At 54.3% G+C, this 24,335-nt stretch carries 28 protein-coding genes and 1 tRNA gene; 11 read left to right on the top strand and 18 right to left on the bottom strand.

The features are described 5' to 3' along the window. Nucleotides 1–236: 236 nt before the first annotated feature. Complete coding sequence (gene metH, locus HZB34_02120) at nt 237–3,920, top strand: methionine synthase (protein MBI5314749.1); 3,684 nt, start codon at nt 237–239, stop codon at nt 3,918–3,920. On the opposite strand, the gene HZB34_02115 is transcribed toward metH, so the two are convergent. Further along, complete coding sequence (locus tag HZB34_02115) at nt 3,917–4,426, bottom strand: hypothetical protein (GenBank protein ID MBI5314748.1); 510 nt, start codon at nt 4,424–4,426, stop codon at nt 3,917–3,919. The two genes, metH and HZB34_02115, sit on opposite strands and share 4 nt — an antisense overlap. Nucleotides 4,427–4,560: 134 nt before the next feature. Continuing rightward, nucleotides 4,561–5,703 carry a response regulator gene (locus HZB34_02110; protein MBI5314747.1) on the bottom strand — a complete coding sequence of 381 codons (1,143 nt, stop codon included), beginning with the start codon at nt 5,701–5,703 and terminating at the stop codon, nt 4,561–4,563. 483 nt (nt 5,704–6,186) lie between these two features. On the opposite strand from HZB34_02110, the gene rph reads away from it, so the two are divergent. The 7 genes from rph (at nt 6,187) to HZB34_02075 (ending at nt 11,216) form a co-directional block, all read left to right on the top strand. Continuing rightward, the gene (rph, locus tag HZB34_02105) at nt 6,187–6,909 is read left to right on the top strand and encodes a ribonuclease PH (GenBank protein MBI5314746.1); all 723 of its coding nucleotides are present in this window, start codon (nt 6,187–6,189) and stop codon (nt 6,907–6,909) included. A gap of 10 nt (nt 6,910–6,919) precedes the next feature. Next, on the top strand, nt 6,920–7,537 hold the full coding sequence (locus tag HZB34_02100; GenBank protein ID MBI5314745.1) for an XTP/dITP diphosphatase: 618 nt from the start codon (nt 6,920–6,922) through the stop codon (nt 7,535–7,537). Between the two features lie 930 nt (nt 7,538–8,467). Continuing rightward, on the top strand, nt 8,468–8,896 hold the full coding sequence (locus HZB34_02095) for a hypothetical protein (GenBank protein ID MBI5314744.1): 429 nt from the start codon (nt 8,468–8,470) through the stop codon (nt 8,894–8,896). 137 nt (nt 8,897–9,033) lie between these two features. Beyond that, nucleotides 9,034–9,654: a DUF1566 domain-containing protein gene (locus HZB34_02090; protein ID MBI5314743.1), complete on the top strand. Its 621-nt coding sequence runs from the start codon at nt 9,034–9,036 to the stop codon at nt 9,652–9,654. Nucleotides 9,655–10,139: 485 nt separating this feature from the next. Beyond that, nucleotides 10,140–10,216 (top strand) — tRNA-Pro (locus HZB34_02085). Nucleotides 10,217–10,679: 463 nt separating this feature from the next. Beyond that, nucleotides 10,680–10,934 carry a type II toxin-antitoxin system Phd/YefM family antitoxin gene (locus HZB34_02080; protein MBI5314742.1) on the top strand — a complete coding sequence of 85 codons (255 nt, stop codon included), beginning with the start codon at nt 10,680–10,682 and terminating at the stop codon, nt 10,932–10,934. A 9-nt stretch (nt 10,935–10,943) separates the two neighbouring features. Beyond that, complete coding sequence (locus HZB34_02075) at nt 10,944–11,216, top strand: type II toxin-antitoxin system RelE/ParE family toxin (protein ID MBI5314741.1); 273 nt, start codon at nt 10,944–10,946, stop codon at nt 11,214–11,216. Between the two features lie 307 nt (nt 11,217–11,523). Here the strand turns inward: HZB34_02075 and HZB34_02070 are convergent, their stop codons facing one another. After that, nucleotides 11,524–12,336 (bottom strand): metallophosphoesterase, encoded by an 813-nt coding sequence (locus tag HZB34_02070; GenBank protein ID MBI5314740.1) that lies wholly within the window; start codon nt 12,334–12,336, stop codon nt 11,524–11,526. A 252-nt stretch (nt 12,337–12,588) separates the two neighbouring features. Here HZB34_02070 and HZB34_02065 point away from each other — a divergent pair, with 252 nt between their 5' ends. Next, nucleotides 12,589–12,948, top strand: a complete 360-nt coding sequence (locus HZB34_02065; protein MBI5314739.1) for a type II toxin-antitoxin system RelE/ParE family toxin — start codon at nt 12,589–12,591, stop codon at nt 12,946–12,948. Continuing rightward, nucleotides 12,935–13,258 carry a helix-turn-helix transcriptional regulator gene (locus HZB34_02060; GenBank protein ID MBI5314738.1) on the top strand — a complete coding sequence of 108 codons (324 nt, stop codon included), beginning with the start codon at nt 12,935–12,937 and terminating at the stop codon, nt 13,256–13,258. Before HZB34_02065 ends, HZB34_02060 begins: the two co-directional genes overlap by 14 nt. Nucleotides 13,259–13,267: 9 nt before the next feature. Here the strand turns inward: HZB34_02060 and HZB34_02055 are convergent, their stop codons facing one another. The 3 genes from HZB34_02055 to HZB34_02045 form a co-directional block, all read right to left on the bottom strand. Continuing rightward, the gene (locus HZB34_02055) at nt 13,268–14,413 is read right to left on the bottom strand and encodes a hypothetical protein (protein MBI5314737.1); all 1,146 of its coding nucleotides are present in this window, start codon (nt 14,411–14,413) and stop codon (nt 13,268–13,270) included. 204 nt (nt 14,414–14,617) lie between these two features. Further along, on the bottom strand, nt 14,618–14,854 hold the full coding sequence (locus HZB34_02050; protein MBI5314736.1) for a hypothetical protein: 237 nt from the start codon (nt 14,852–14,854) through the stop codon (nt 14,618–14,620). 277 nt (nt 14,855–15,131) lie between these two features. After that, nucleotides 15,132–15,563, bottom strand: a complete 432-nt coding sequence (locus HZB34_02045) for a hypothetical protein (protein MBI5314735.1) — start codon at nt 15,561–15,563, stop codon at nt 15,132–15,134. 292 nt (nt 15,564–15,855) lie between these two features. On the opposite strand from HZB34_02045, the gene HZB34_02040 reads away from it, so the two are divergent. Next, a complete protein-coding gene (locus HZB34_02040) occupies nt 15,856–16,047 on the top strand; it encodes a hypothetical protein (protein ID MBI5314734.1) in 192 nt (63 codons plus the stop codon). Here the strand turns inward: HZB34_02040 and HZB34_02035 are convergent. From HZB34_02035 to HZB34_01980, 12 genes are all read right to left on the bottom strand, one after another. After that, the gene (locus HZB34_02035) at nt 16,019–16,663 is read right to left on the bottom strand and encodes a Fic family protein (protein MBI5314733.1); all 645 of its coding nucleotides are present in this window, start codon (nt 16,661–16,663) and stop codon (nt 16,019–16,021) included. The genes HZB34_02040 and HZB34_02035 overlap by 29 nt on opposite strands. Then, a complete protein-coding gene (locus tag HZB34_02030) occupies nt 16,660–18,162 on the bottom strand; it encodes an SAM-dependent DNA methyltransferase (protein ID MBI5314732.1) in 1,503 nt (500 codons plus the stop codon). Before HZB34_02030 ends, HZB34_02035 begins: the two co-directional genes overlap by 4 nt. 96 nt (nt 18,163–18,258) lie before the next feature. Further along, nucleotides 18,259–18,471 (bottom strand): DUF2283 domain-containing protein, encoded by a 213-nt coding sequence (locus tag HZB34_02025; GenBank protein MBI5314731.1) that lies wholly within the window; start codon nt 18,469–18,471, stop codon nt 18,259–18,261. Then, nucleotides 18,456–18,767, bottom strand: coding sequence for a DUF4258 domain-containing protein (locus HZB34_02020; protein MBI5314730.1), 312 nt, complete (start codon nt 18,765–18,767; stop codon nt 18,456–18,458). The genes HZB34_02025 and HZB34_02020 overlap by 16 nt, the downstream gene beginning before the upstream one ends. 62 nt (nt 18,768–18,829) lie before the next feature. Continuing rightward, nucleotides 18,830–19,606: a hypothetical protein gene (locus HZB34_02015; GenBank protein MBI5314729.1), complete on the bottom strand. Its 777-nt coding sequence runs from the start codon at nt 19,604–19,606 to the stop codon at nt 18,830–18,832. A gap of 146 nt (nt 19,607–19,752) precedes the next feature. Continuing rightward, on the bottom strand, nt 19,753–20,238 hold the full coding sequence (locus HZB34_02010; protein MBI5314728.1) for a hypothetical protein: 486 nt from the start codon (nt 20,236–20,238) through the stop codon (nt 19,753–19,755). A gap of 45 nt (nt 20,239–20,283) precedes the next feature. Next, nucleotides 20,284–20,847 (bottom strand): TIR domain-containing protein, encoded by a 564-nt coding sequence (locus HZB34_02005; GenBank protein MBI5314727.1) that lies wholly within the window; start codon nt 20,845–20,847, stop codon nt 20,284–20,286. 13 nt (nt 20,848–20,860) lie between these two features. Beyond that, nucleotides 20,861–22,315 (bottom strand): restriction endonuclease subunit S, encoded by a 1,455-nt coding sequence (locus HZB34_02000; GenBank protein ID MBI5314726.1) that lies wholly within the window; start codon nt 22,313–22,315, stop codon nt 20,861–20,863. A gap of 83 nt (nt 22,316–22,398) precedes the next feature. Continuing rightward, complete coding sequence (locus HZB34_01995) at nt 22,399–22,839, bottom strand: hypothetical protein (protein MBI5314725.1); 441 nt, start codon at nt 22,837–22,839, stop codon at nt 22,399–22,401. Further along, nucleotides 22,833–23,141 (bottom strand): hypothetical protein, encoded by a 309-nt coding sequence (locus HZB34_01990; GenBank protein MBI5314724.1) that lies wholly within the window; start codon nt 23,139–23,141, stop codon nt 22,833–22,835. Before HZB34_01990 ends, HZB34_01995 begins: the two co-directional genes overlap by 7 nt. A 119-nt stretch (nt 23,142–23,260) precedes the next feature. Next, entirely contained in the window at nt 23,261–24,013 is a 753-nt protein-coding gene (locus HZB34_01985) for a TIGR04255 family protein (GenBank protein ID MBI5314723.1), read from the bottom strand. 76 nt (nt 24,014–24,089) lie between these two features. Then, complete coding sequence (locus tag HZB34_01980) at nt 24,090–24,320, bottom strand: addiction module protein (GenBank protein MBI5314722.1); 231 nt, start codon at nt 24,318–24,320, stop codon at nt 24,090–24,092. Between the last annotated feature and the right edge of the window lie 15 nt (nt 24,321–24,335).

Below are 24,335 nucleotides of genomic sequence, written 5' to 3'. Positions count from 1 at the left end.
TCCGACGGCGGACCCGCCCGATGGTGTGTTTCGTGAACGTGCAGAGCGTGGAGCGGATGATCTTCTCCATCTTTAACCGGTTTAACCTGGAGTGGCGCCCGCGCACCCTTCGCCAATTTACACAAGTCGCGTGACATCACCGACGATCGGGACTGCTTGCTGGCATCAGAACCTCTCAGATATGATGGCTGAATTTCCTTCACAATCACGCCTGATTGGGCTGCGGAGAAAGTCATATGAGTGCATCGTTACAAACGTTATTGCAACAACGCATTCTGGTTCTCGACGGAGCGATGGGTACGATGATCCAGCAGCGGAAGCTGGATGAAGCGGCCTTTCGTGGCGAGCGGTTCAAAGATTGGAAAAAGGATCTGAAGGGCCACAACGACCTTTTGAACCTCACCCAGCCGGCAATTGTTGAGGACATTCACCGGCAGTATCTGGAGGCCGGCGCCGATATCGTCGAAACGAACACGTTCAATTCTCAGGCGATCTCCCTGGCGGACTACCATATGGAGTCATTGGGCTATGAACTGTCCAGGGCTGGTGCGGAATGCGCAAAGCGGGCCGTACTCAAAGTTCAAGCCGCTCAACCGGGGCGACAATGTTTTGTGGCCGGCGCAATCGGGCCCACGACGAAGACGTCATCCATCTCGACCGACGTCAATAACTCAGGGGCGAGGGGAACGACTTTCGATGAACTCGTAGCGGCTTACAGCGACCAGGCTCGTGGCTTACTCGATGGTGGGGCCGACATTCTACTGGTGGAGACCATCTTTGACACCCTCAACGCCAAAGCTGCGTTCTTTGCCATACAAGAGGTGTTCGACCGCGGTGGATACTGCGTCCCCATCATGGCTTCAGTCACCTTCATCCAGGCCGGTAGTAATCGGGGCGTGACAGGTCAGACGGTTGAGGCATTCTGGAATTCCATTTCCCATGTGCCTTTGCTCAGCGTCGGGATGAATTGTGCCCTGGGGCCGAAAGAAATGCGCCCATTGATTGAAGAACTCGCTCACATTGCGCCGATTTATATCAGTGCGCATCCAAATGCAGGATTGCCGAATCCGTTGTTGCCGACGGGATTCCCTGAGACACCCGATAGCCTGGCGCCTCAGTTGAAAGAATGGGCACAGAACGGCTGGTTGAATATTGTCGGTGGTTGTTGTGGGACGACGCCTGGACACATCAAGCTCATTGCTGAATCCGTAAGAGGTCTTCCTCCGCGTGTTCCTTCGTCTGTCGCACCGCACACCAGACTAAGCGGGCTGGAAGCGGTCACGATCCTTCCGGAAGCGAACTTTGTGAACATCGGTGAACGGACCAACGTGACGGGATCACCAGCCTTCGCTAAATTGATTCTTGGAGGCGATTATGACGCCGCACTTTCGGTGGCGCGGCAACAGGTCGAAGGGGGCGCTCAGATCATCGACATCAATATGGACGAAGGCATGCTCGATTCCCAGGCCGCCATGGAGAAGTTTCTCCGATTGGTGGCGTCGGAGCCGGATATTTGCCGCGTCCCGATCATGGTAGATAGCTCGAAGTGGGACATACTGGAAACGGGTCTCAAGAACATTCAGGGCAAGCCCGTCGTCAATAGCATCAGTCTCAAAGAAGGCGAAGCCAAATTTCTCCAGCAGGCCAAACTCGTGCGTCGCTATGGAGCGGCCGTCGTGGTCATGGCGTTTGATGAGCGCGGCCAGGCCGATACCTATGAACGCAAGATCGAGGTTTGTGAGCGGGCCTATCACCTCCTCACGGAGCGCATTGGCTTTCCCGCCCAGGACATCATCTTCGACCCGAATATCCTTACCGTGGCGACCGGCATCGAGGAGCATAACAACTATGCGGTGAACTTCCTCGAAGCGACTCGATGGATCAAGCAGCATCTTCCGCTGGCGAAAGTGAGCGGCGGCGTCAGCAATATTTCCTTCTCGTTTCGGGGCAATAATCGAGTGCGCGAGGCGATGCACGCGGCATTCCTCTATCACGCGATCAAGGCTGGTCTGGATATGGGCATCGTCAACGCCGGGCAGTTGGCAGTCTATGAAGAAATTCCCAAGGATCTCCTAGAGCTGGTCGAGGATGTGCTGCTGAACCGGCGGCCGGATGCAACGGAACGACTGGTGGCCTTTGCCGAGACCGTCAAGCAACAGGGCAAGGCGGTGGTGAAAGACGATGAGTGGCGTTCTGGCACGGTCGAGGAGCGCCTATCCTATGCGCTGGTGAAGGGCATGACCGACTACATCGAGCAGGACATCGAGGAGGCTCGGCAACGATATGCCAAGCCATTACAGGTGATTGAAGGGCCGTTGATGGCGGGGATGAATATCGTGGGGGATCTGTTCGGGTCCGGCAAGATGTTCTTGCCGCAAGTGGTCAAGAGCGCCAGGGTCATGAAGAAAGCCGTCGCGTACCTCATGCCGTTCATGGAGGCGGAGAAACAAAAATCCGGGGCGTCGAGTTCGAATGGGAAGATTCTCCTCGCCACGGTCAAGGGCGATGTGCACGATATCGGGAAGAACATCGTCGGTGTAGTCCTGGGATGTAATAACTACGAGGTGATCGATCTTGGTGTGATGGTGCCCTGTGAGCAGATCCTGGCTGCTGCGCGCGAACACGGGGTCGCGATGATCGGGCTGAGCGGACTCATTACCCCCTCGCTCGACGAAATGGCGCACGTGGCACGCGAACTGACGCGCGAGGGTTTTGACCTGCCGTTACTCATCGGTGGCGCCACCACGAGTAAAGCCCATACGGCAGTCAAGATCGCTCCGGGCTATAACCACTCCGTGGTGCATGTGCTGGATGCCTCCAGAGCGGTGGGTGTTGTCGGAAGTCTGGTGAATGCCAACTTGCGGGATGACTTCGCGAAGAAGGTTCGCGCCGACTATGATCAGATACGTCAAACCCATCAGGACAAAGGAGCCAAACCTCTCTGGACATTGGCGCAGGCGCGGGCCAATCGATTCCAATCCGATTGGGCTGAGGTCGATATCCCCATACCGGTTTTTACCGGGCTGAAGGTGGTGCCGCAGCAGCCGTTGGACCAGCTGATTCCCTACATTGATTGGTCGCCGTTCTTTCACGCGTGGGAATTGAGGGGACGTTACCCGACCATTTTTGAAGATCCTGTTGTCGGTTCGAAGGCCAAGGAGTTGTACGATGATGCGCAGATCCTGCTCCGCAAGATTGTGGACCGACGATTATTCACGGCCAAAGGGGTCTACGGGATTTTCCCTGCCAACAGCCAGGGTGACGATATTGAGATCTATACCGACGATTCTCGTACGGCAGTCGTGACAACGTTCCATACCCTGCGTCAGCAATCGGAGAAGCCGCAAGGGCAGTCGAGTTTTGCGCTTGCGGATTTTGTCGCGCCGAAAGAGTCCGGGCGTGCAGACTATGTGGGGGCGTTCGCCGTGACGACAGGACTCGGAGTGGATCTTGTATGCCGAGAGTTCGAACGTGACCACGACGATTATAATTCTATTATGGCCAAGGCCTTGGCAGATCGTCTAGTCGAAGCCTTTGCGGAATCGCTCCATAAGCGCGTGCGGGATGCCTGGGGATACGGCAAGGGCGAGGAGTTCTCAACTGAAGACCTGATTCGCGAAAAGTATCGAGGTATTCGACCAGCCCCTGGCTATCCGGCTTGCCCGGACCACACGGAGAAACGGCTTCTGTTCGATCTCCTGCAAGTCGAGCAGAATACCGGCATCACGCTAACTGAGAGCTTTGCCATGCTGCCTGCTGCGTCGGTGAGCGGATTCTATTTTGCCCATCCGGAGGCCAGGTATTTTGCCGTGGGAAAGATCGGAAAAGACCAGGTTGAAGATTATGCCAGCCGAAAGGGGATGAACCAGCGCGCGATCGAACGCTGGCTGTCGCCGAATCTGAACTACGAGTTGGCTTAGGAAGCTTCTGCCAATACGGCCTCAGGGGCGGGCCTCCCAATCGCCACGGTCAGCGCAGACCTTACGCGACGGTATCGTTCTTCCATCCAGCGATTTACATCAGCTGAATCACTAAAGACGAGCTCCCAGGCTTTGACTGTGTCCAGCATCAGCAACTGGTGCTGGTGCGTATCGCCAGAGATGTAGACGACAAGTACCGCTGATTTTCCGGTGAGGCTGGTATCTGTGAATACGTGCAGTATGGCGCCATCGGGCAGGGTGATGTCGCGTGATGCAGCCTCGACGAGGGGGCGGTATAGGCGCTGCAGAAATTGGGACGTCATTTCGTAGGCGTTAATCGTACCTAAGAGGCGGGGGTTCGGCTTTTCTCCGAACAGGTTTTCCGTCAGATAGGTTGCAGCCTCCCAGGTCGGCATGACTCCTGACGTGACCAGAAATTCACACAGGTAGGCGATCCAATTGCGAGTTGTCTCCTGTTTATAGGCCACAGGCGTTTTCTTGGCCATACTTGGCAACCCTTTCATGGTCGTAGGATGTTATGGGTACAGGGTCTGAGAGACTGTACGTGAGGCTGTACCTGACGAGATGGCAAAAGTATATCGGTGGGCCGAAAAACGGTCAACGAAATGACGAAAAGAAGCTAGGATTTCGGAACCGCTCTTCGCGGCAGTTGGTCGGCATACTGGTCATGAATCTGCTTGATATCGCTGAGCGAGGCGAAGAAGACGTCGAGAAGCTCAGGGTCGAAATGCTCCCCACGATGTTTGGTCATGAGTTCGACCGCGTGGTCGAGGCTGAAGGCAGGTTTGTAAACCCGTTGTGTGGTCAGGGCATCGAAGGCGTCGGCAATCGCAGCAATCCGTCCTTCCACGGGAATCGCTTCGCCTTTCAGCTTACGCGGATAGCCGTTGCCGTCCCACCGTTCATGGTGAGTCCAGGCGATCGATGCCGCCACTTTGAGGATTTCCGCGTCCGATCCGTTGAGTATGCGGTAGCCGATCTCCGCATGTTGAGAAATGACGTTGAATTCTTCCATTGTGAACTTGCCGGGCTTAAGGAGCACATGGTCCGGTGTGCCAATTTTCCCGATATCGTGCATCGGACTGGCCGTGCGGATCAAATCACATCGTTCAGCGGACAGCCCGTATTTCCTGGCAAGCAATTCACAGTAGTGACTCATGCGCTGGATATGCTGTGCCGTGGCGCTATCCCGGTATTCGGCTGCGATGGCAAGTCGTTGGATCGTCTCTTCCCGTGAGAGACGCAGTTCCTTCTCACTTCGCTCAAGCCACTCGAGCGCTTGCTGGAGCGCCATGGTTCTGGTTCTTACGACGTCTTCCAGATTCTCCCGGTGTAAGTGATTTTCCAGCTCAAGCCGGCGGCGGCGGAGCGCATTGGCTACATTGATCATGACTTCATTGGATTCGAACGGTTTCACGATGTATCCAAAGGCACCCATGTCCAGCGCCGCGTTTGCCAGCACTGAACTGTCGAGACCGGTTACCATGATTACGGCGGTATGAGGATGTTGACTCAGGACACTGCGGATGAGGTCCATGCCGGACTCACCGGGCATATTCACATCGCACAAGATCAATGCAAAGGGCTGTTCCTCTAACCGCGTCCGTGCCTCACGCGCATCGGAGGCGAGCACCGTCTCATACCCATGGGTTTGCAGCATATATCCCAGCAACCGGCGGATCGGTTCTTCGTCGTCGATGATCAAAACACGCTTGAGTTCAAGAAGAGCTTGCTGGACAGATTGGTCAAGAAGCAATGTCATGACTTTGAACCGTGTATATGAGGTAAATAGATATGAAGGAGAACGCTGTTAGCCTCGGTGGATGCTCACTTGTGTCAGGTTATTCCGGTACCTCAGGAGAACTGTAAAGCCATGTGCACCTTTTGTGCCAATATATTGCGAAAAGCTGCATCGTGCGGGCGTCTCACCGGATGACGTCGCCGTAGTGTGGAAGCGCCTGGATTCATCGCTGCGACCGTGTTTTCATGTGAGGCACTCGCCCTATTACTTTGGAATCTGGTGGATCGTTCGGCCGGAGTACGCGCAGGTCCGTACACAATTAGCCGTTCGCGCCGCGTACTTTTGTACAATCGACCGGGAAACGTGACAGGAGCACCGAGCATTCCGTCCTGCGCTACTCGTGATCTGGGCGTGACACCGTCTTCATTGCGCTTTAGTAGGTCCTTCACTATAATGCGCGGCACCATAGAGGGGAGTGGATCAATGAACAGCTCGACGGGTCTCTTGCGTGTCGATGGGCGGCGAAACGATCAGCTACGTCCGGTAAAAGTGACGCGGAATTTCATCAAACATGCCGAAGGGTCTGTACTCATCGAAATGGGCGACACCAAAGTGATCTGCACGGCTTCTATCGAAGAGAAGGTTCCTCCCTTCCTGAAGGGGAAAGGGCAAGGATGGGTGACGGCAGAGTATTCGATGCTTCCCCGTTCAACCCATGAGCGATCTCCGCGTGAAGCGGTCAAAGGAAAACAGGGCGGCAGGACATTGGAGATTCAACGTCTCGTAGGACGGGCACTTCGTGCAGTGACAGATATGGGTCAGATGGGAGAACGGTCAATCTGGCTCGATTGCGATGTGATCCAGGCTGATGGAGGAACCAGAACTGCGTCGATCACAGGCGCGTTCATTGCCTTGGCCGATGCCTGTACCGTCCTCAAAAAGAAGGGTTTGATCAAGAAACGTCCTTTGACGGATTACCTCGCTGCCATTAGTGTGGGAAAAGTCGGTGGGGAGATCTTCGTGGATCTGGCCTATACGGAAGACTCGATGGCCGAAGTCGATATGAATATCGTCATGACCGGCCAAGGGCGCTACGTCGAAGTTCAGGGCACGGCGGAACGGACCCCCTTTGCCAAGCAGGAAATGGATCAGTTTATGGCCATAGGATGGGGCGGAATTCAGACTCTCACCGCGCTGCAGAAGGATCTGATCGGAGAGCTGGAATAGGGCCGTGAGCATGATCTTTGAATTGGTACTCGCGACGCATAATCGGCATAAGGCAACAGAACTCATTCAGCTTTTAGGAGGATTGGGCGTCACGATCCGAACTCTCGATGAATTTCCGGAGGCTCCTGAGGTGGTCGAAGACGGGGATACTTGTGAGGCCAACGCGGTCAAGAAGGCCTGCGCCATTGCCGAGTATACGGGGCTGCCGGCTGTCGCCGACGATACAGGGCTGGAAGTCAATGCGCTTGGAGGACGGCCGGGTGTGTACGCTGCCCGTTATGCTGGCGAAGGGGCGACTTACGAAGACAACTGTCGAAAGTTGCTGCGAGAGCTGATGGGCGTGCCTCGTGAACAACGAACCGCCCGCTTTTTAACAGTCGCTGCGCTCGCTCTGCCTTCAGACGGAATACGGGTGGTACGAGGGACGTTGGACGGATTCATTGCAGAAGAGGCAAGCGGAACAGCTGGATTCGGATATGATCCTGTGTTTCTCATCCCAGAATTAGGAATGACCTTGGCGCAGCTATCGGCAGACCACAAAAACAGGATCAGCCACCGCGCAAAGGCGTTCACCAAAATGCGAGAAATTGTGAAACGCCTTGGTCAACAGTCGTTCGTCAATGGGTGACCGGGTCTAGGATCCTCTCTCATCGGTGATGAATGCCGATGAATCATTCTTCAGTCTGGCGGGGCATAGCGCGTAAATAAGAGGATTGCTGAAGTTCTTGATCGGAGCAGCAATCCTCTGTGTTTATACGTAGTTCAGCTCTCAGATCTGTACTCTCTTGTCTCTCTTCATTTCTGTCTAATCATCTTGGCCTTTGCATTAAGGCCTCATGCTCCTCTCCTTGGTGCGCGAGCAAAGATAAAAAGCAACCAGACGCCTGGCGTCGCATACGATATTTATACTGTCCGCGCAGAACAAGAGAGAGTGGACCCCCCGCCTTCAACAACACAACCCACCACACGACCGGCTGCGTACTCAATGCTGCGCTGTACCGCATTCGCGCGTCGTTGGCATCCTGAGTGCGCATGGCTCAGAGAGGGGATTCAGGCATCATCCAAGAGGCGCACCCTCCAGCCAGCTTCCATAGTGTTCCTGCAATATTGGATGTGAAGCACAAAGATTCCTAGTCCAACGATGGCCGCCATATCGTTTGGCGCAAACTGGCTCTGAAAGCCATTTTACGGCATATTCTGCGGGTCCAATTTCTGTGCTCCAAGGGGCCAATTTCGGCACTTCTTGGGCTTAGAACAGGACAAACCCACAGTAACTTCTCCCATCGAATTGAGCCAAGTCGATGGATTCTCATCGGGTTTAGCCACACCGAATCTGAACGGTTCCCTGATGGCACGGCGATTGCGCTACGGGAGAGTAAGAGTCGCGAAGGTTCGCTAGGCAGTACGAAAGTGTTAATGAAATATGCTAGGCACATCATACGTAGATAATTATGCTGTATCTTGTCATGTCGATTTGTCCGTCTCTATGTCTTCTAACATGTGTTCATCAAAGCATCTTCCGCTTCAGCTCTTTCCGGGCCTGGCGTGGTTTTTGTGTATGATGGTTCTCGCAGGCCTTTCCGGTTGTGGACCGGGGGTATCCGACCACACGTCGAATCCGGAGGCCCGCGCTAGCGTGGGAATGTCATCCGAGTCCAAGCCCGTTTCGCAGAACACTCCGGAAACGAGCCGCATGCCTTTCGCCGAAGCGTTCTCGTCAAATAATGCGCCAGCATCAGCAGCCCAAGGAGAGCTGACACTGCCCGAGTATCTGGCCCTGCCTACCTGGATCGCGCAGGCGCTGGACGCTCCGGAAGTCTCTGTGCGGCTCGGAGCCCTGGATACGTGGGCGCAGCAGGGAGCCCAAGCTCCGATGGATCCCCTGATTGTGGCACTGGATGACGAGAACGACGATGTGCGGGAAAAAGCGATGACGATCATCGAACAGCACTGGGTGGTCGAACAGGATGCGGAGCCTCAGCAATGAAGTTATGCGAGGTAGAGAGGGCAGAGGCAAGGCAAGAACGACAAGATGTTGAGGAGGGACGTGTTATGCATGATGAAACATGGGCCGAGAGACAGTCAATCGTTGCAATCACCACATCACCAAAGGAGGAGCGGACAATGCGAGGCAAATCGAACAGATGGTTGAGTGGAGTCGGGGTGGTAGTCTTTGCAGGAGGGCTTGTCTTGGCAAACTTTGGCGGGGAAATCACCTCTGTGCAGGCGCACGACCGTGCCTATAAGAATCCGTTTAAGCAAATCATGACCAAACTTGACGAAATCCTTGCGAAGCTTAATGGTGGTCCAGCCCCTGCCTCCGGAGGCGCAACGGCGAATCAGGCGTTGCCGCGTTTTACCGTCTTGGCGGACAATAACGCGGCTGTGAGGGACAACAGCACTGGTCTCGTGTGGGAACAAACCCCATCCACTCCGGCCACGGATTGGAGCAATGCCCGCTTGCAGTGTATCAACAAGAATGTCGGGAACACGCGCGGCTGGCGGCTGCCTTCGGTGGTGGAATTGACGAGTCTGATCGATCCGTCGTTACCGGCGCCGTATGTCCCAGGAGCAGTGTTTACAGGTGTGCAGACGGCCACCTACTGGTCGGCGACAGCGAGTGCTGTGGGTACTACTAGCGCGTTTGGCGTAAACTTCCAGGATGGCCTTGTGGGTACAAGCAGTAAGGGCAGTGCCGGTAACGTCTGGTGTGTGCGTGGTCAGATGCAAGAGTCTGTATATTAGAGGATTCTGTGACTGGAGCAATCTGATAAGTACGGGGCAGGAGGCGTACACCTCCTGCCCCTCTTTACCCTCCCCGCATGAATCATTTCTCCGCCTGGTTCATTTTGCAGTTGACCATCAGCTAGAGATCTTCGCCTGGATGTCTGGGCAGATGTCCTGAATGTCGCTTGCCGTCGCAGGAGAGATCCCACACGAGGTGGCTTGGAGATAGGGACACCTGAGATAGGACTCAAACCGCACCTCTCCGTCTGTCCGAACACTATATATACGTACTGGCTAGCCCAGCGGCTCCGACAAGCGATCGGCGAGCGTACTATTCTCTGGTACTTTACGGTGGTTGGTCCGGGTCCACTTCATCACGAGATTTTGAATATCGCACCAACTTGTTCGCTAGTGAACTGGTGGATTGTCGCACCGGCGGCGCTGTATTACTTGAAGAATTCGAGCGAGTAGGGCACAATGCATTCCCTTTAGAATCGCAACGTCGGGGCGTAGCGCAGCCCGGTAGCGCGCCTGCTTTGGGAGCAGGATGTCGGAGGTTCAAATCCTCTCGCCCCGACCAACCCCCTTCGACGAGTTCTGAGTTGTGAGTGTTCAGTGTTGAGTTAGGACACATACGGACAGGAACTGTTTCCCAACTCAGAACTCAACACTCTCAACTCACAACCTCAAGAGGGCGCCCGTAGCTCAGTCGGATAGAGCATCAGCCTTCTAATCTTTTCCGACCTCACCGTGCAAGCCATTGACGGAATAGCTGAACGCCGCTCCAAGAGCGGTCTTTCGCTGTGTTTCGTGATCAGTTTTGACAGGTCGAATTCAGGTGGATTTAGGCGATTTTTGCTGAAAAGAGAACACGCCGGGAACACGTAGGGTTTCTATGTATATTCGGGTCTTTTATGATTCAGGGAGGAACGAAAAGTTTGCAACTCTTCCGCTGTCTTGGCATGGATCGATAAGGCTTGACAGCCTCTTGTCCAAGTTGTATATTTTGTACATATTGTACGAAATGAAGGGGAGGGAACGCAATGTCGGCACTTACGGTTAGTGAAGCCAGGAAAGTGTTCGCTGAAACGGTCAACCGCGTGGCCTACACTAAAGAGCGCGTTATGGTCGAACGGCATGGTAAGGCGGTAGTGGCGATGGTACCCGTGGAAGATGTGGAGCTGTTGCGGGACTTAGAGGATCGCATGGATTTGGGTGATGCCCGCGCTGCAATTGCCGAAGCCAAGAAGAAGGGCACCAAACCCTGGTCGGTGCTCAAGAAGCAACTTGGGCTGTAAGGCGGGGTCATGGCCTATACAGTCGAAGTTGCGCCAGCTGCTGAACGTCAACTCAAGGCCTTGCCCAAGCCCATTCGGACTCAAATTGGTCGGCGAATCGATAAGCTTACTGATGATCCGCGTCCGCACGGTGTAGAGAAGATCACAGGCGAGGACGATCTGTATCGCGTCCGCTCAGGGGATTACCGCATTCTGTATAAGATCAACGATCAGGAGCTTCTCGTTTTGGTCGTAAAGATCGGCGATCGCAAAGAAGTCTATCGGAGATTGCCGAAGCGATGACTACATCGCGGTAGTCGTGATCTCCTGGTATCTATGCCTGTACAGTTCGTCTACACGAATCCCTGTTCGTACAGCCGCGTGCCTCTGCTAGAGTGGCTTTCCACCGGTTTTAGTATCTGGTGCTATCCATGTGGAGTGAGCCCATCTTGGTTGTTTTAAGCCGTAGACGTAAAGTGAACACGCCGGGAACACGTAGGGCATCTACCTAAAGTTGGCCGCAGATACGCGATTTTTATATTTGAGAGATGCCAATGTATAAGCCGTCATCTCAATCCCTCGTGAGCAACGACAACCGGGAGGAGCATCCTCATGTAATCGTGATCACGTCATTAATCTGTGGGGCCCCATATTCTGCGGCACCCGTGATCACCTGCAGATTTGGCAGGATGTGCGCGATTCCCCCATTGTGGGTATGGCCGCAATAGACTGTCAGCCGGCGGTCCGGTCGTTTCTCCATCTCCTCTCGGAGAACATCTCCAACCGCTTGACAGGCAAAAAACGGGAGCCAGTCATCGTTGCTGACCTGACCTTGGTACCAACAGGATTCTCTGAAGGGAGGTACATGAGTGAGCAGGATTACATGCTGATAACGGGTGAGTGCATCGGGCAGTATTTCTCGCAAGCAATTGGCCGCTTCATTTCCTAGGCGCATGAGCTGCTGTTGCAGCTTGGGTGACGTCAGACCGGTTAGCTCCTTGATGAGCAGGTGGTCGTTCAGTCGTACGGCAGACTGTGCATAATTCCCATATCGCCCATCACCCCACGCATCATGCCCTATCAATGCCGTTGATTGAGTGAGTGCTACCATGCTTGTGTCCGTGAGGTAGTTGAGTAATGGATGGGTACGGCAGAAATTTCGAACTGTGGCTCGCACGTCTGCAATGGACCCTTGATAGAAGTCGTGATTGCCAAGCACAAAATAGACCGGCTTGTTGATGGCACTGCAGATTTCAGAAAGATGCTCGATCAGATAGGGAGCAATTGAAACATCTCCGGTCAAGAACACCACATCAGGATGTTTCGAGGCGACGACGGCCAGGAAGTCTTGGCGAGCGTGTGAGCTCAAGAAATCGAGATGAATATCTGTTAACCATACGGCGCGCATAGATGGTGTCACCATTACACCGGGCCAGTGATTGGTATGGTACTACGGGCGATTAATTTATCACGATCGTAGTTGTGCAGTCTTTATAGGGTGGGAGTGATTGGGAAGGGGCGGCATAGAGGACTTGTCGTCGATTCGGCATCGAATGAGAGCGAGTAGAGAGAGAGCAGCAAGGGAACTATTTATCCTTAACGAGATGAGATGCTTTCGGCAATACCATCGCCCGCTCCTTGACGACCTATAACACAAGTGTTATAGTTTTATCGCATGGCCTGGTCAGTGTTCTACTATGAGACAGTGCAGGGAGACAGGCCAATTGAGGCATTTCTCGACGCATTGTCCCGTGAGGCTCGAGCCAAATGTCTTGCGTATATCAGTCGATTGGAAATCGACGGCACACGCCTGCCAGCTTCAATCGCGGCGCATGTCCGAGGCAAGATTTGGGAGCTGCGTCCGGAATGGTCTGGGAATGAGTTCCGGTTCTTTTATGGGGCGATCGTGGGTCAGCGGTTTGTCATCCTTCACGCGATTCAAAAGAAAAGGCAGAAGCTTCGAGAAAGGGACATCGCTATCGCCGAGCAACGATACGAGGACATCAAGGGAAGGATTCACAATGAAGACGCATAGGCAGTATATCGACGAGCAGATGAAGAAAGACCCGAAGTTCGCCGATGCGCTCACCAAGGCGGAGCAGGAAGTCGGAATCGCCTTGGAGCTTGCGAAGCTACGTGAGCGACGCGGGTTGAGTCAGACGGAGTTAGCGAAGCTCACAGGGATGAAACAGCCGCAGATTGCTCGCTTGGAAAGTGGTGCTCATTTCCCTGCCTTCGCAACACTGCAGAAGCTTCTCGGCGTGCTCGGTGGGAAATTGGAACTGACTGCGGACGCATGCCATCTCACTCCGACGCGAGCGAAGGTCGCCGGCGCTCGTCGGTAGGTGCCGGGATCAGGCTGTAGATGATGGGGACTCAATACACGCTAACGGATCCAAACTGTCGGCCTGCCGACAGGCCCATCTAATCCACTGATCAGCCTGGGACCCAGCCTGGATATCACCGTATCGAGCAACAAACTTCTCTCTGAACGCAGTCACATAGGTCCGGACGTTCTGGGCTTGCCCCCACGCCTCAGCTTCCTTCATGAGGTAGTTCTTTCGAGCCTCTTCTTTCTTTCTTCGCTCCTCCTCAGCCCATTGTCGCCGTTGGGCCTCAACCCGTGCTCGATGTTCCTCTTCCCGTCGTAATCGTTCTGCCCGCACAGCATGGGCCACCTTTAGCAGACCTCCAATGAATTCGTTCAAACAAGCTTCTACCTTGGCAGCTTTGCAGTCGGTCCACACTTTCCGGAGTCCTTGTGCTCCCCACTCGGTAACCTTAAGCAAGAGTTTTCCCGTCGCCACATATGTATAGCGCTGGCGTTGCCATGCCGGTAGGCGGTCGTTGTGCTGGTCCGGATGCGCTTCTCGTCGAAACCTTTCTTCGAGGCCGAAATGAATCGGTTCTCCATCGATTCGGACAGACAGAGAAGATTTTGCCCCACCGTCCAGGCTCAGCTGGTACCCCCGAGATTCGAGTGCATGAAAAAGCGCATTCATGATGCGCAGAGCCCGAGGGAGACTGGAGGGACTCACACGAAGGTTGAGGTCCCTGAAGCCACCAGACGACACGGCTCCATAGTTGTTGACTTTAGGTGATCGCAATGGCGTGAGCCGCCCGCTCAGTAATCTATGAGGTGAGACGAGCCGATCAGGAACCTCAATTCTCGGTTCGCTTGTGAGTTCTGATTGAATCTTCTCCTTGGCTTGTATGGATAGATGATCTCCTGATTGAGCCAGACTTCGTTTGGAGATGGTAGCTGATTGCTTGGTTGGATCAGCGCTCGGCGGGAGTGGAAGTTGTTTCACGATTTTCCCGGTCTGCTTTCTCCGCCAGTAGCCCCTCCCCGGGTAGGGGATAGCCAGTTTTCGACAGATCTTGGCGAGTGCGACGTCGGATATGCCGTATTGACAAGCGAGCCGCGTCATCGGTTGAGACCAGACCTGCTCATAGAGTTGATGGCGTGGAATGGAAATTAATGGTGGGTCATTCAACATATGGCCTCCTTCTCTAGACGATAACCCGAGTAGATTCCCAGCGACTTATAGCTCTTTGAAGTACAGCGTGACGATGCGAATGCTGACCGTTTGGTGCGAGTTCCCATGCAAAGACCTTGGGTGAAAACAATGCGGTTGGAGAATGCGACGCTTGAGCAGAAAAAGGAAGCCCCCGGAGGGCCGGAGGCTTCCCATGGAAGCAGCTCAGCGCTTCAAGACATGAGCGGCCATCCACTCCTTGGCATCACGGGCCACCGTGAGCAGCGCCTCCAGGTCATTGAGACCGAACGAGGTCCCATTGCGCCACGCGCCAGATTGATCCTTGAACGGGCGGGAGAAGGTCGTTGAGAAGAAAGGACCCTTCTCGCTGACATTCTGCCAGATCGTCGCTTTGATGTTGCCACATCGCAGCGTGTGAGTTGGTTTGTTGTGGGTAGCCATCTTGTGTCCTCCTTGTTGAAATGAAGTTGGCTCTCTCACAGGAAGAGGAGAGCCACCGCACATTTCACGGAGGAGACGTGAGGCAGAGGCCGGCGCCGGCGTGCCGGAGAGGGATTAGCAGCGGGAGTGACAGCTCTACTGGCGCGAGCGGTGCGCCTCGCAGGTGCTAGGCGGTCGGCACCTGCCGGGTATGGCTACGACAACAAACCCGTGGCTGCGGTGTAGGATTGAGGTGTCAAACAGCCATGAGATCACGTGGAGCGGTTTAGCGAATGGATCAGCGTCCTTCAATTCGGAGGCCACGGCCGTAGGGATTCGTGGGACTGCTGGGGCTATAGGGACTCCCGGCGCCATAGGGATTCTTGATCGAGTCCGGTGAGAACGGGGAGCCGTAGCGGCCGTAGGGGTTACTGGTCGAATCAGGATCATACGGGTTCGCGCTGAGCTTGCCTCGATAGTTCCCTTGCTGGTCATACAGCCGAGGCGCATCCGTTGCGAACGGATTCGTCGCCGATTGATTGCTGAAGGGACTGCTGTAGGGGCTGAAGGGATTGTTGATGCCGTCCGACTTGAAGGGGCTGCCGGCTCCATAGAGATTCGATGTGGAATTAGGATTGTACGGATTTGCGCTCAGCTCGCCGAGATCTTCCGCGTGGATTGAGCGAGGCAGGAGTAGCAGCAGGAGCAACAGGAGAAGGAGAACCGGCATGGCGAGCCTCCCACAAACGAAAAACCAGCGGGCTTAGCCTACTCCACGCCTGGAGATCAGCGCAAGCGGGAGGAACGGAATGACACCCGTGCTGATCCCATGCTCCCGGAACGCGCACGATCAGAATGTGCTCGTTCGACGGCCGCAGTAGGACCAACACGGGTGCCATTCCATGAGAGGAGTAGCGAGTCTCCGACAAACGGAGCAACCCCAGAATAGAAAGAGGTCATTTTGAGATAGCCTCAGTCCAAGGCATGCGGTACAATTGCATTCACTGAGGGGGGATGCAGCGATGAAGAACAAGCCACTCATTGAAACCAACCAACATATCAAAGTTCCAGCGAAATACCGGAAAGCCTTGATCGCCAACGTCGCCAGCTCGACGGCGGTCGAGACTGGTGCATCCGTCGAATCCATCGCCCGCATTCTGACTGAACGGGACAAACCGCTACCGATTAAGAAGACAAGCGGCTCTGCTCGATAATTTCTCCGAACAGCTTCTCCATCGGCGCATAGTGCTTATCGAGGCCTGCCTGAATCGCGGCAATGTACGCGGTCTTGCCCGTCCCCGCCATGAGACTGAAGACGAGCAGCGGCAGTCCTGCCTGAAGCGCCATGAGCGTGGAAAGCACGCGGGCCAGGCGTCCATTTCCATCACGGAACGGATGAATCAGCACCAACTCGACATGTGTTTCGGCCAGCGCACGGATAACTGCCGCTCGATCTGCAAACGTGCAGGGCGTATAGCGCCGCAACACATCCCGTTCAAACTGATCCATCAAGGTAGGCACCTGAGCGGCGGCGGCGAAAGGGAATCCATCTTTACTGACATTCACACGCCTATAGCAGCCGGCCCATTCATAGATGCTGCCAAGCCAAGTGCGGTGACAGTCACAGAGATCCGTGGCCATAAACCGATGCGTCTCATCGTAGGCTCTGACCAGGACATCCATTGCATGCTCAAGAGCTCTTGCCTCCGCGTTGTCCATGTCTTGCTTCGCCGCAACACCAAGCCGATTCTTGAGCACCAGCCCATGGGAGCCGGGCTCAAACTGCGCCTCCGGCAAGCCGGACACATCGTAGCGATCATCGGCGGTCATGAGATCGTCTTTTCTGTTGAATCACTACCAAGATCATTCGCAATCAATCTGAATTGTTCTAGCGCCGCTTCGAGGTCGTCGACGATTTCTTGGGCGATGATGTCGGGATCGGGGAGGTTGTCGGAGGCTTCGAGGGATTCGTCTTTCAGCCAAAAGATGTCGAGGCTGGCTTTGTCGCGGCCAACCAATTCATCATAGTCGTAGGCACGCCAGCGTCCCGCTGGTTTCTTCTCGGACCAGGTTGCTTTTCGTTCGTGCCGGTTCGCTGGGTTGTAGGATTTCACGAACTCGTCGAGGTCTTCGCGCTTGAGCGGATCGGTCTTGAGTGTGAAGTGTTGGTTGGTACGGAGGTCGTAGATCCAGAGCTTCTTGGTCCATGGGGTCTCGCTCGCTGGCTTCTTGTCGAAGAAGAGCACGTTGGCTTTCACGCCCTGCGCATAGAAGAGGCCGGTCGGCAGACGCAGGAGCGTGTGCACATCGCACTCGTGCAGGAGCTTACGCCGGACAGTTTCCCCCGCGCCACCTTCGAAGAGGACGTTGTCAGGCACTACGACCCCGGCTCTGCCATTCTGTTTCAGCAACGTTTTGACATGCTGGACGAAGTTGAGTTGTTTGTTGGAGGTCGTCGCCCAGAAGTCGTCACGTTCGACGATGTCCCGTTCCTTGGAGACCTGGCCCTCTTCGCCAACGATGGTTGTGCTGCTCTTCTTCCCGAACGGCGGATTGGTCATTACGATGTCGAACCGCTCCCCCGGATCAGCGGCCAAGGAATCGGCCACGACGATGGGCAGGTCTTTGTCGCTTCCGATCCCGTGGAGCATCATGTTCATCGCGCAGAGCCGTGCCGTGCTTTGGACCAATTCCCATCCCTTAAACGTGCCTTGCTTGAGCTGTCGCTTTTCGTCCTTGGTGAGATTGGGATAGTGCTTCACGATGTAGTCATGTGCAGCCAGGAAAAACCCGCCAGTTCCGCAGGCCGGGTCACAGATCGTCTCGCTGGACTTCGGAGCGATGGCCTCCACCATTGCGGCAATCAGTGGCCTTGGGGTGAAGTACTGGCCCGCGCCGGACTTCGTGTCCTGCGCGTTCTTCTCCAGTAAGCCCTCGTAGGCATCCCCTTTCACATCGGCACTCATCGTGGACCAGTCTTCCTTGTCGATCAGATCCACAATCAGCCGCCGAAGCTTGACGGGGTCCTGAAACTTATTCTGGGCCTTGGTGAATATCAGCCCGAGCATGCCTTTCCCTTTGCCGAGTTCTTCCAGGAGATGGCGATAGTGATCGAACAGGTCGTCGCCGTCCCTCTTCAGCAGGCTGGGCCAACTGTATTTGTCGGGAATTTGACTGGGCTGGTTGTACGGCGCCTTCGTGCGCTCGTCGGCCATCTTGAGGAACAGCAGGTACGTCAACTGCTCGACATAGTCGCCATAGCTCATCCCGTCGTCACGAAGGACGTTGCAGTAGCTCCAGAGTTTTTGAACGATAGCTGAGGGACTCATGTTCAGATAGTTTGGACGTCAGGGAAGAGGTTGTTAGGGCCGCATTGGGGTGGAAGTCGGAGGAGCCACCAGCTTAGGTGGACCCAGCTCCCGTCCTTATGTTCCAGTCATAAGTTCGGCTTCGAGAGGGTGGTCTTTTTTGAAACGGCTGACGCCGAGGACGCTAAATCCCAACACATGCCCGTGCTCGTCCACGCGCTCCATGACGGCCTCGTAGGCCGTTGGACGCATGAACCCTGGAGCGTCGCTGAACTGCACTTCCAGAAAATCGCCTTCAGGATCGAACCAGACTTTTACTTTTTCGGCCATATCGTTTCTCCTGCCTTGAGTTGGTCAGTCAAATATGCCGTCACCACGAACCCGTCATCAGGGGGATACCTTACCACGACACACAGCCATTTCCCACCAACCAGCGTTCGGGCATAGAACTCATAAAACAACTGGATGGTATTATCCGAACGAGAAACCCTTACTTCCGCCGGAGATTGAAGCACCCGTTCAATCTCCGCCTCCATATCGGCCATTTCCTGATGCTGGAGAATATGCGCGGTTCGTTCATCGGTCAGTCTGACGGATCGGCCAAAACAATCACGGATGATCTTCATCGATCTCCTGCAAAGGTGGTCTGGAGGATGGTCATCAAGGGCTCAAGGGACTGCTTCAACACCTACCGGCGCTCCAGCGCACGCCGAAGCCGGTCTGCCTCCTGATCAAGCTTGCCTTTCTGTAGCGCATAAACGGCGTCCCAAACAAGGCGCTCCAATTGCTGTATGCGTGCCTCACGCTGAGCGATGGCCGCATCCATTCCTGCCCACTGTCTGATAATTGCCCACGAGGCACGATACTCGTTAAGCAACCCAACAATATAGTCACCACCAGGCTGAGAGGCCTTCTGCGTCCATTCACGCTCAGTAGCCTCAATAGGTATGAGGACCGTACTTGGTTCAGCAGCACAGAATGCCTTGGCTATTTCAAGCGCCCCGTCGAACGGGATATGAACAGTTCCATGGCGATCGACATACTCATAGGAATAGGTTTTTGCCTGATCTACCCGTGCACGTACTTTAAGCCGCTCAAGAGCATCGACCGGTCCGGTAATGACCCCTCCGTAGCCGCTCAACTGTGGCTCTCCAGCAGCCTCACAGATCCCTCCAAGCACATTGTCTAAAGGCGATGAGGGCTTATACCCTTGGCGCTCGTTGTACTCTCGAAGCTGGCGCTCGCGTTCTTCGTCACGCACATAAACCTTGTGATCCTTCCAGCGAACGATGATGTTCTGCGACTCGACGTAGTCGACGAGGCCTGAATTCGGCTCGATCCACGCAGCCTTCCATTTCTTTCCTCTCACGAATTGAAGGATTCGGATACGTTGTAAGGGTGAGTCCATCTTCCGAGACTCCCGAAGAGCGTACTCTTTGCCAACCTCTATTTTAGACTTCTGCATGACGCTTCCGTTACCCTTTTCCCCAAGTCAGAAGAACCGTAAATACGTCAACTGCTCGACGTAGTCGCCGGAGCTCATCCCGTTATCGCGGAGGACATTGCAGTAGTTCCAGAGTTTTTGGACAAGCCGATTTGAAGCGTTCAAGGTCAATCTGCGGTATTTTCAAATGCCAAGGCGCTCAGATCTTCGACTTCTGCAATGTCGGCAAGAGCTTTCGTGTATTTGCGCAATTCAACCTGAAGCTTAGATAGGTCATTCCGAAATTCTTGCCGAGTACCCGGATCGTTGAACGCTCCACCAAGACACATGCGATGCCACTTGGCTGTGAATGGACGAATGATCTGGTTCAGCACAACCACTGCAATCTTTGTAAACTGAACGCAGTCGCGGCCCTTACGCCGTAGGATTTCCCGCGTGATACCGAACAACGCGTGCACGCTGTCGAGAGTGCTCTTTTCATCCCCGTCACCTTGAGGCAGTGGCTGGGTAACAATTCGAGTGAGCATCTCAATATAGAGTTCCCAAGCCGCTTCGCGATCTTTCTCTTGCGGCTGCCACTCAGTTTCAAGAATCCCGACGTTGATCTTGAGGCTAGTCATATCCCAATTTTCTAGCCATTTTCGCAGTTTCATCGCGCAGCTCCTATTTGACTGGGATGCTCAACCAGAACACGCCTATTATCTCCATGGTGGTATTCCGTTTCGCGACATCATTTCACGATTGTTGACTATTAGATTTGCAGGACGGGCGATAGCCTGTTCGATTAGCGACTTAACATTCGCCGCACTCTGGATAAAAGTGGCCCAGCCTATCCAAAGAGCATAGCCTGATTGGAAGTTGTCGTGAAATCGGTCTGGGACAGTAGGGTGGCCGCCAGCGTTCTGACGATTCGACGGTAGGTTGACGCCAACGAGTCCGTGCTGCTTATCCAGAGTGGCCTTAATCTCCCAGTCCACATATTTGCGCCAGGGTGTTTCAGCGCCGCAAAGCACAACTGTACACGATGAACCACCAACGTAACTGTCGCGAATTCTTTGGATCACGTAGTCTACATTATCGCTGTCAATTTGGCGTTCGAGTGAATTATCAAAGATGACGTCGTAAGTATCAGCGAAAGCTTTCGAGAAGGCGTCATAGTAGGCCTGATCGCCTCCATGATGATAGCTCACGAAGATCTTCCGCTTCGTCGGGATTGAAAACTGTGAAAGTAGCGAGCCGAATCCGAATGATGGTTGTGACATAGTGCTACGTAACCTACCCCTTAGCAAAGCTTCTTTCTAGGCAAGATCGTTGTAAGACAAGGCGGCCAGAAAAGGCTCGGTTTAGGATGGACTGCCGCAGGCGGTCGGCGCGGGTGAGGTTGGCTTCGACGGTGGCTTCGAGTTCCTCGATGACGGACAGGCGGCGTTCGACTTCGGCCACGATCCGTTGTTGCTCAGCCATTGGTGGAAGGGGAACGTCGAGGTACGCGAGCAAGTTCGTATTGAACCCGGCACGGGTGGTCCCTATTGACGCTTCTCTGGTTTGCCGTCGGATATGTGCTGACCCTTCGAATACCGCCCGAAGGTACTCAGGTAGGCAGCAATTGGGATTCGGTCGAACCCGCAAAAGGTGGAAGGTCATGAGCCAATTTTTCTGATGAGATTTTGCAACCGCGCAACGTCCCACCGTTCCAGACCGAGTAAACAGAACATCGCCAGGCTGGATGCGATACCGGCTGAAATCCTCCGCTATCTTTTCTGGTAGAAAGTTGCGTTTCGTCTCGTCGAAACGCCCCCACTGGACACATCCAACATTTAGTACAGGGACGCCGGTCTCTCTGAAATCTTCTGATCTCATAGACATTGGACCGACTTGAACAGCATTCTCTGGGTCTGATCCTAACTGCCGCACCTTGGCCCAGGTCCAACCCTCTGGAAGTTTTGAGAGTTCATCAGGTGTGAGTTGCGGAACATGTCCAGCGCCCCAGAGGCGCCCCGCTCTTCGCTTCGTCGGTTTTGGCAATGACTTTTGCTCATTTGACTTCAGGAGTTGGGTTGCCGCCTCATAGGATTGTCCCGCCTGTCGAGAGAGTTCAGCCTCAGTCTGAACAAGGCAACCCTCCACAGCAGCTTTGAAGGCGGCGGCTTTGTAAAGTTTGAGGTTGGCCTTGACGCGCTTGAGATTGGCGACGGATTCATCGAGGCGAGAGAACTGCTTTTCGATCTCCGCGACGATGCGCTTCTGATCATCGAAGAGCAGAACTGGAATCAATGCCTCTTTTAGAAAAGACTGCGGCACGCGTTTTTGACCTACCGCCCCGGTCATGCGATGTGCTGCTTCCCGACGAAAGTCTTGGCTCGAAACGAAGTAATAAACAAAGCGAGGATCAATTCCTTCATGTGGGCGAAGAACATGAAACTCTGTCGATCCGAAACCTATGTCGTTTGTTAGCTTTGGCACGACCGCCATTTTTCCGTTTTCCATGCATGGCGTGATCTTGGCAAACAGAACATCGCCCTCCTTGAACGGGGTATAGCCTTTCTTAACCGTAGAGAAATGCTTTGTCTGAGATACCTCCATCCGTCCACTGCCAGCCTCGACCGCAGCCATCGGCACAAAAGACACTTTGAGGTTGTCTCGATAGGCGGATTTATCCAGACGTGGATTGAGATCCACGACTTCAGACAATAGTTTCAGTGGCCAACTTGCGTTGTTGTCACTCGGCATAGCTACGCTGCTAACGCCCCGTTTAGTTCTTCAATAAGTTCGTTCAGCGTCGTTGCCGACGCGCTGAGAGACTTCGTAGGGAGTTATTCGTCGATTGGTCGTTTGAGAACTTGCGCTACTACTCCATACACCGCGCCGGTTAAGCCATCAAGCTCATGCTCGATATCTTCGACTTTGCCAAGCTTGCTGGTCCAGCGGCCGTTAGGAAGTTGGCGGGCTGCATGGGTTGGTTTCCCATTTTCATCCACATACAAGACAATTTTCTCGTACCCTTGCTCAACATTCGCGTCTCCGCATGGAGTGAATCCAATCGAACCGAACGCTTTGATGAAGGCATCAAGGGATTCCTGCAAAGGAATGTTTGGCGGCCAGTATGCGAAAGACCCGGCAACGGGCCACCACCATCGCTCAACATCGCCAGCTGCCCAGGCGATGCAATTGTACTCAGGGGTTGAAGGGCTCGTGATCGCGTAAACAGAACGGGCGAGATGGGGAAACACGGATTCGAGGTCTTCACTCACCAGGTCAGTCCCTGTTCCTTGCCCCACCTGAGCCAGGCCTCGGTCATCTTTCTCAGCTTGCCTCTGTCTTCGAGCTTGACGGGATCGGCCCCTGTAATCGCGGTCAGCGCCCAAAACCAGTGATCCGGTCTGCACTCAAGCTCACGAAGCAGGTGGGGAACGACTGCGATACCCATCCCGATAATGCGTTGATAGGCCGGATGGAGCACCATTTCAGTAACGGAGGACAGAAATTGCACCTCCCGGCGCCAAGTCTCAGCGAGCGCCTGAAACTTTCCTGCGTCTCCTTGTGGCCTTCGAGTGATCGGAAGCCAGTAGTGCTCCTCCGATTTGAGCCATTGTTCCGTCACCACTTGGGAATCCCGACTCATTCCCACGACAGAGAGATATTGTAGTGCTTGCGGAGAACGAATTGTTGCCATGCTCATTGGAACAACTCCTTTGCCTTGAGTGTAATGCTCTTGAAAAATATATCATTTTTGAGATCGTGCAGGTACTCGAACGCCTCCCACATTGCATTGTCCTGAATGTTGAAGGCCGCCATACGAAACACATCAATGTCAAATATCAGTGGGAGGCGATTGCTCGATTCGTCAATAGGCTCCATAGTCTCGGTCACGATCGCAACTGCTTGGGCCTTCGGATCTGGGATGACCAGCCTCATAAAAAAGCTGCCTAACCCCTGTGGCAAATCAGGAGATATCTCGGGCGTTGTAAGAATGTAGTCTTTGAAATCTCGCATCGGGAGGGGAATTTCGATGCGATTAATGTAACGGAGGGCTACGCGAGTGACGGTTTCGGGTGAAGCGATCCGGACATAATGCTGCCAAAGCTCCTGGGCCTCATCCCGAAGGGTTGTCCATTTGTCGTAAGGTTTCAGCTGGCTAAAGGTAAAACCGTCCAAACGCGCTTGGACAACTTGCCTGCCGTCAACCGAAGTGAACAAATATCCGTCGGGCCCACCCGTAGCCGATTGGGACACTTCAGGAACCGGGCTTGCTTTGATTTCAACATGCCCGCGCCACGCAAACCGTTCTTGTTTAGATGGGTATTTTTGCTTTATGGCATCATGGAAGGTGGCTAACTTCGCCAAATCGGTTTGCGCAGGAAGTTTCACCCGAATGTCGAGAAGAGCTTCGGTGATGGGCGCATTCGGAAACCGAGTCGTTTCGACCATGGCTGAATTCTAAGTTCTTTCGCTCGGAAAAGGAAGGCCCAACAGTGTGTTCAAGCTGGGGCCCACCGGACGTGTATCAGGCGTGCTTCTTCCGAAGTTCAGCCATCACGGTATCGGAGTCAATCAGCCCGACTTCTCCACGATCGATCTGCTCGCAACGGCGCTGAATCTCATCCTGCCACGCCTGTGAGATCTCAAAGTCCTCCTCGAAATCGAGGCTTTCCAAGAGTGTCTCGGCAATAAGGGCACGGGTACTCGGCTCCAAGTGCATGGCCTCTTCCAGAATATTTTTCGCGTCAGCTTTCATGGCCGCGTTCCTCCT

The sequence above is a fragment of the Nitrospirota bacterium genome (assembly GCA_016219645.1).
In the GTDB taxonomy this organism is placed as follows: Bacteria; Nitrospirota; Nitrospiria; order Nitrospirales; family Nitrospiraceae; genus Palsa-1315.
Note: the sequence above shows the minus strand (reverse complement) of the source record. Positions and strands in the feature narration are given on the sequence as shown.

What these genes read in the sequence shown, in the direction of transcription:
- metH (MBI5314749.1), top strand. Translation starts at nt 237, where the DNA reads ATGAGTGCATCGTTACAAACGTTATTGCAACAACGCATTCTGGTTCTC.
- HZB34_02115 (MBI5314748.1), bottom strand. Translation starts at nt 4,426, where the DNA reads ATGGCCAAGAAAACGCCTGTGGCCTATAAACAGGAGACAACTCGCAAT.
- HZB34_02110 (MBI5314747.1), bottom strand. Translation starts at nt 5,703, where the DNA reads ATGACATTGCTTCTTGACCAATCTGTCCAGCAAGCTCTTCTTGAACTC.
- HZB34_02100 (MBI5314745.1), top strand. Translation starts at nt 6,920, where the DNA reads ATGATCTTTGAATTGGTACTCGCGACGCATAATCGGCATAAGGCAACA.
- HZB34_02095 (MBI5314744.1), top strand. Translation starts at nt 8,468, where the DNA reads ATGATGGTTCTCGCAGGCCTTTCCGGTTGTGGACCGGGGGTATCCGAC.
- HZB34_02090 (MBI5314743.1), top strand. Translation starts at nt 9,034, where the DNA reads ATGCGAGGCAAATCGAACAGATGGTTGAGTGGAGTCGGGGTGGTAGTC.
- HZB34_02080 (MBI5314742.1), top strand. Translation starts at nt 10,680, where the DNA reads ATGTCGGCACTTACGGTTAGTGAAGCCAGGAAAGTGTTCGCTGAAACG.
- HZB34_02075 (MBI5314741.1), top strand. Translation starts at nt 10,944, where the DNA reads ATGGCCTATACAGTCGAAGTTGCGCCAGCTGCTGAACGTCAACTCAAG.
- HZB34_02070 (MBI5314740.1), bottom strand. Translation starts at nt 12,336, where the DNA reads ATGGTGACACCATCTATGCGCGCCGTATGGTTAACAGATATTCATCTC.
- HZB34_02065 (MBI5314739.1), top strand. Translation starts at nt 12,589, where the DNA reads ATGGCCTGGTCAGTGTTCTACTATGAGACAGTGCAGGGAGACAGGCCA.
- HZB34_02060 (MBI5314738.1), top strand. Translation starts at nt 12,935, where the DNA reads ATGAAGACGCATAGGCAGTATATCGACGAGCAGATGAAGAAAGACCCG.
- HZB34_02055 (MBI5314737.1), bottom strand. Translation starts at nt 14,413, where the DNA reads ATGTTGAATGACCCACCATTAATTTCCATTCCACGCCATCAACTCTAT.
- HZB34_02050 (MBI5314736.1), bottom strand. Translation starts at nt 14,854, where the DNA reads ATGGCTACCCACAACAAACCAACTCACACGCTGCGATGTGGCAACATC.
- HZB34_02045 (MBI5314735.1), bottom strand. Translation starts at nt 15,563, where the DNA reads ATGCCGGTTCTCCTTCTCCTGTTGCTCCTGCTGCTACTCCTGCCTCGC.
- HZB34_02040 (MBI5314734.1), top strand. Translation starts at nt 15,856, where the DNA reads ATGAAGAACAAGCCACTCATTGAAACCAACCAACATATCAAAGTTCCA.
- HZB34_02035 (MBI5314733.1), bottom strand. Translation starts at nt 16,663, where the DNA reads ATGACCGCCGATGATCGCTACGATGTGTCCGGCTTGCCGGAGGCGCAG.
- HZB34_02030 (MBI5314732.1), bottom strand. Translation starts at nt 18,162, where the DNA reads ATGAGTCCCTCAGCTATCGTTCAAAAACTCTGGAGCTACTGCAACGTC.
- HZB34_02025 (MBI5314731.1), bottom strand. Translation starts at nt 18,471, where the DNA reads ATGGCCGAAAAAGTAAAAGTCTGGTTCGATCCTGAAGGCGATTTTCTG.
- HZB34_02020 (MBI5314730.1), bottom strand. Translation starts at nt 18,767, where the DNA reads ATGAAGATCATCCGTGATTGTTTTGGCCGATCCGTCAGACTGACCGAT.
- HZB34_02015 (MBI5314729.1), bottom strand. Translation starts at nt 19,606, where the DNA reads ATGCAGAAGTCTAAAATAGAGGTTGGCAAAGAGTACGCTCTTCGGGAG.
- HZB34_02010 (MBI5314728.1), bottom strand. Translation starts at nt 20,238, where the DNA reads ATGAAACTGCGAAAATGGCTAGAAAATTGGGATATGACTAGCCTCAAG.
- HZB34_02005 (MBI5314727.1), bottom strand. Translation starts at nt 20,847, where the DNA reads ATGTCACAACCATCATTCGGATTCGGCTCGCTACTTTCACAGTTTTCA.
- HZB34_02000 (MBI5314726.1), bottom strand. Translation starts at nt 22,315, where the DNA reads ATGCCGAGTGACAACAACGCAAGTTGGCCACTGAAACTATTGTCTGAA.
- HZB34_01985 (MBI5314723.1), bottom strand. Translation starts at nt 24,013, where the DNA reads ATGGTCGAAACGACTCGGTTTCCGAATGCGCCCATCACCGAAGCTCTT.
- HZB34_01980 (MBI5314722.1), bottom strand. Translation starts at nt 24,320, where the DNA reads ATGAAAGCTGACGCGAAAAATATTCTGGAAGAGGCCATGCACTTGGAG.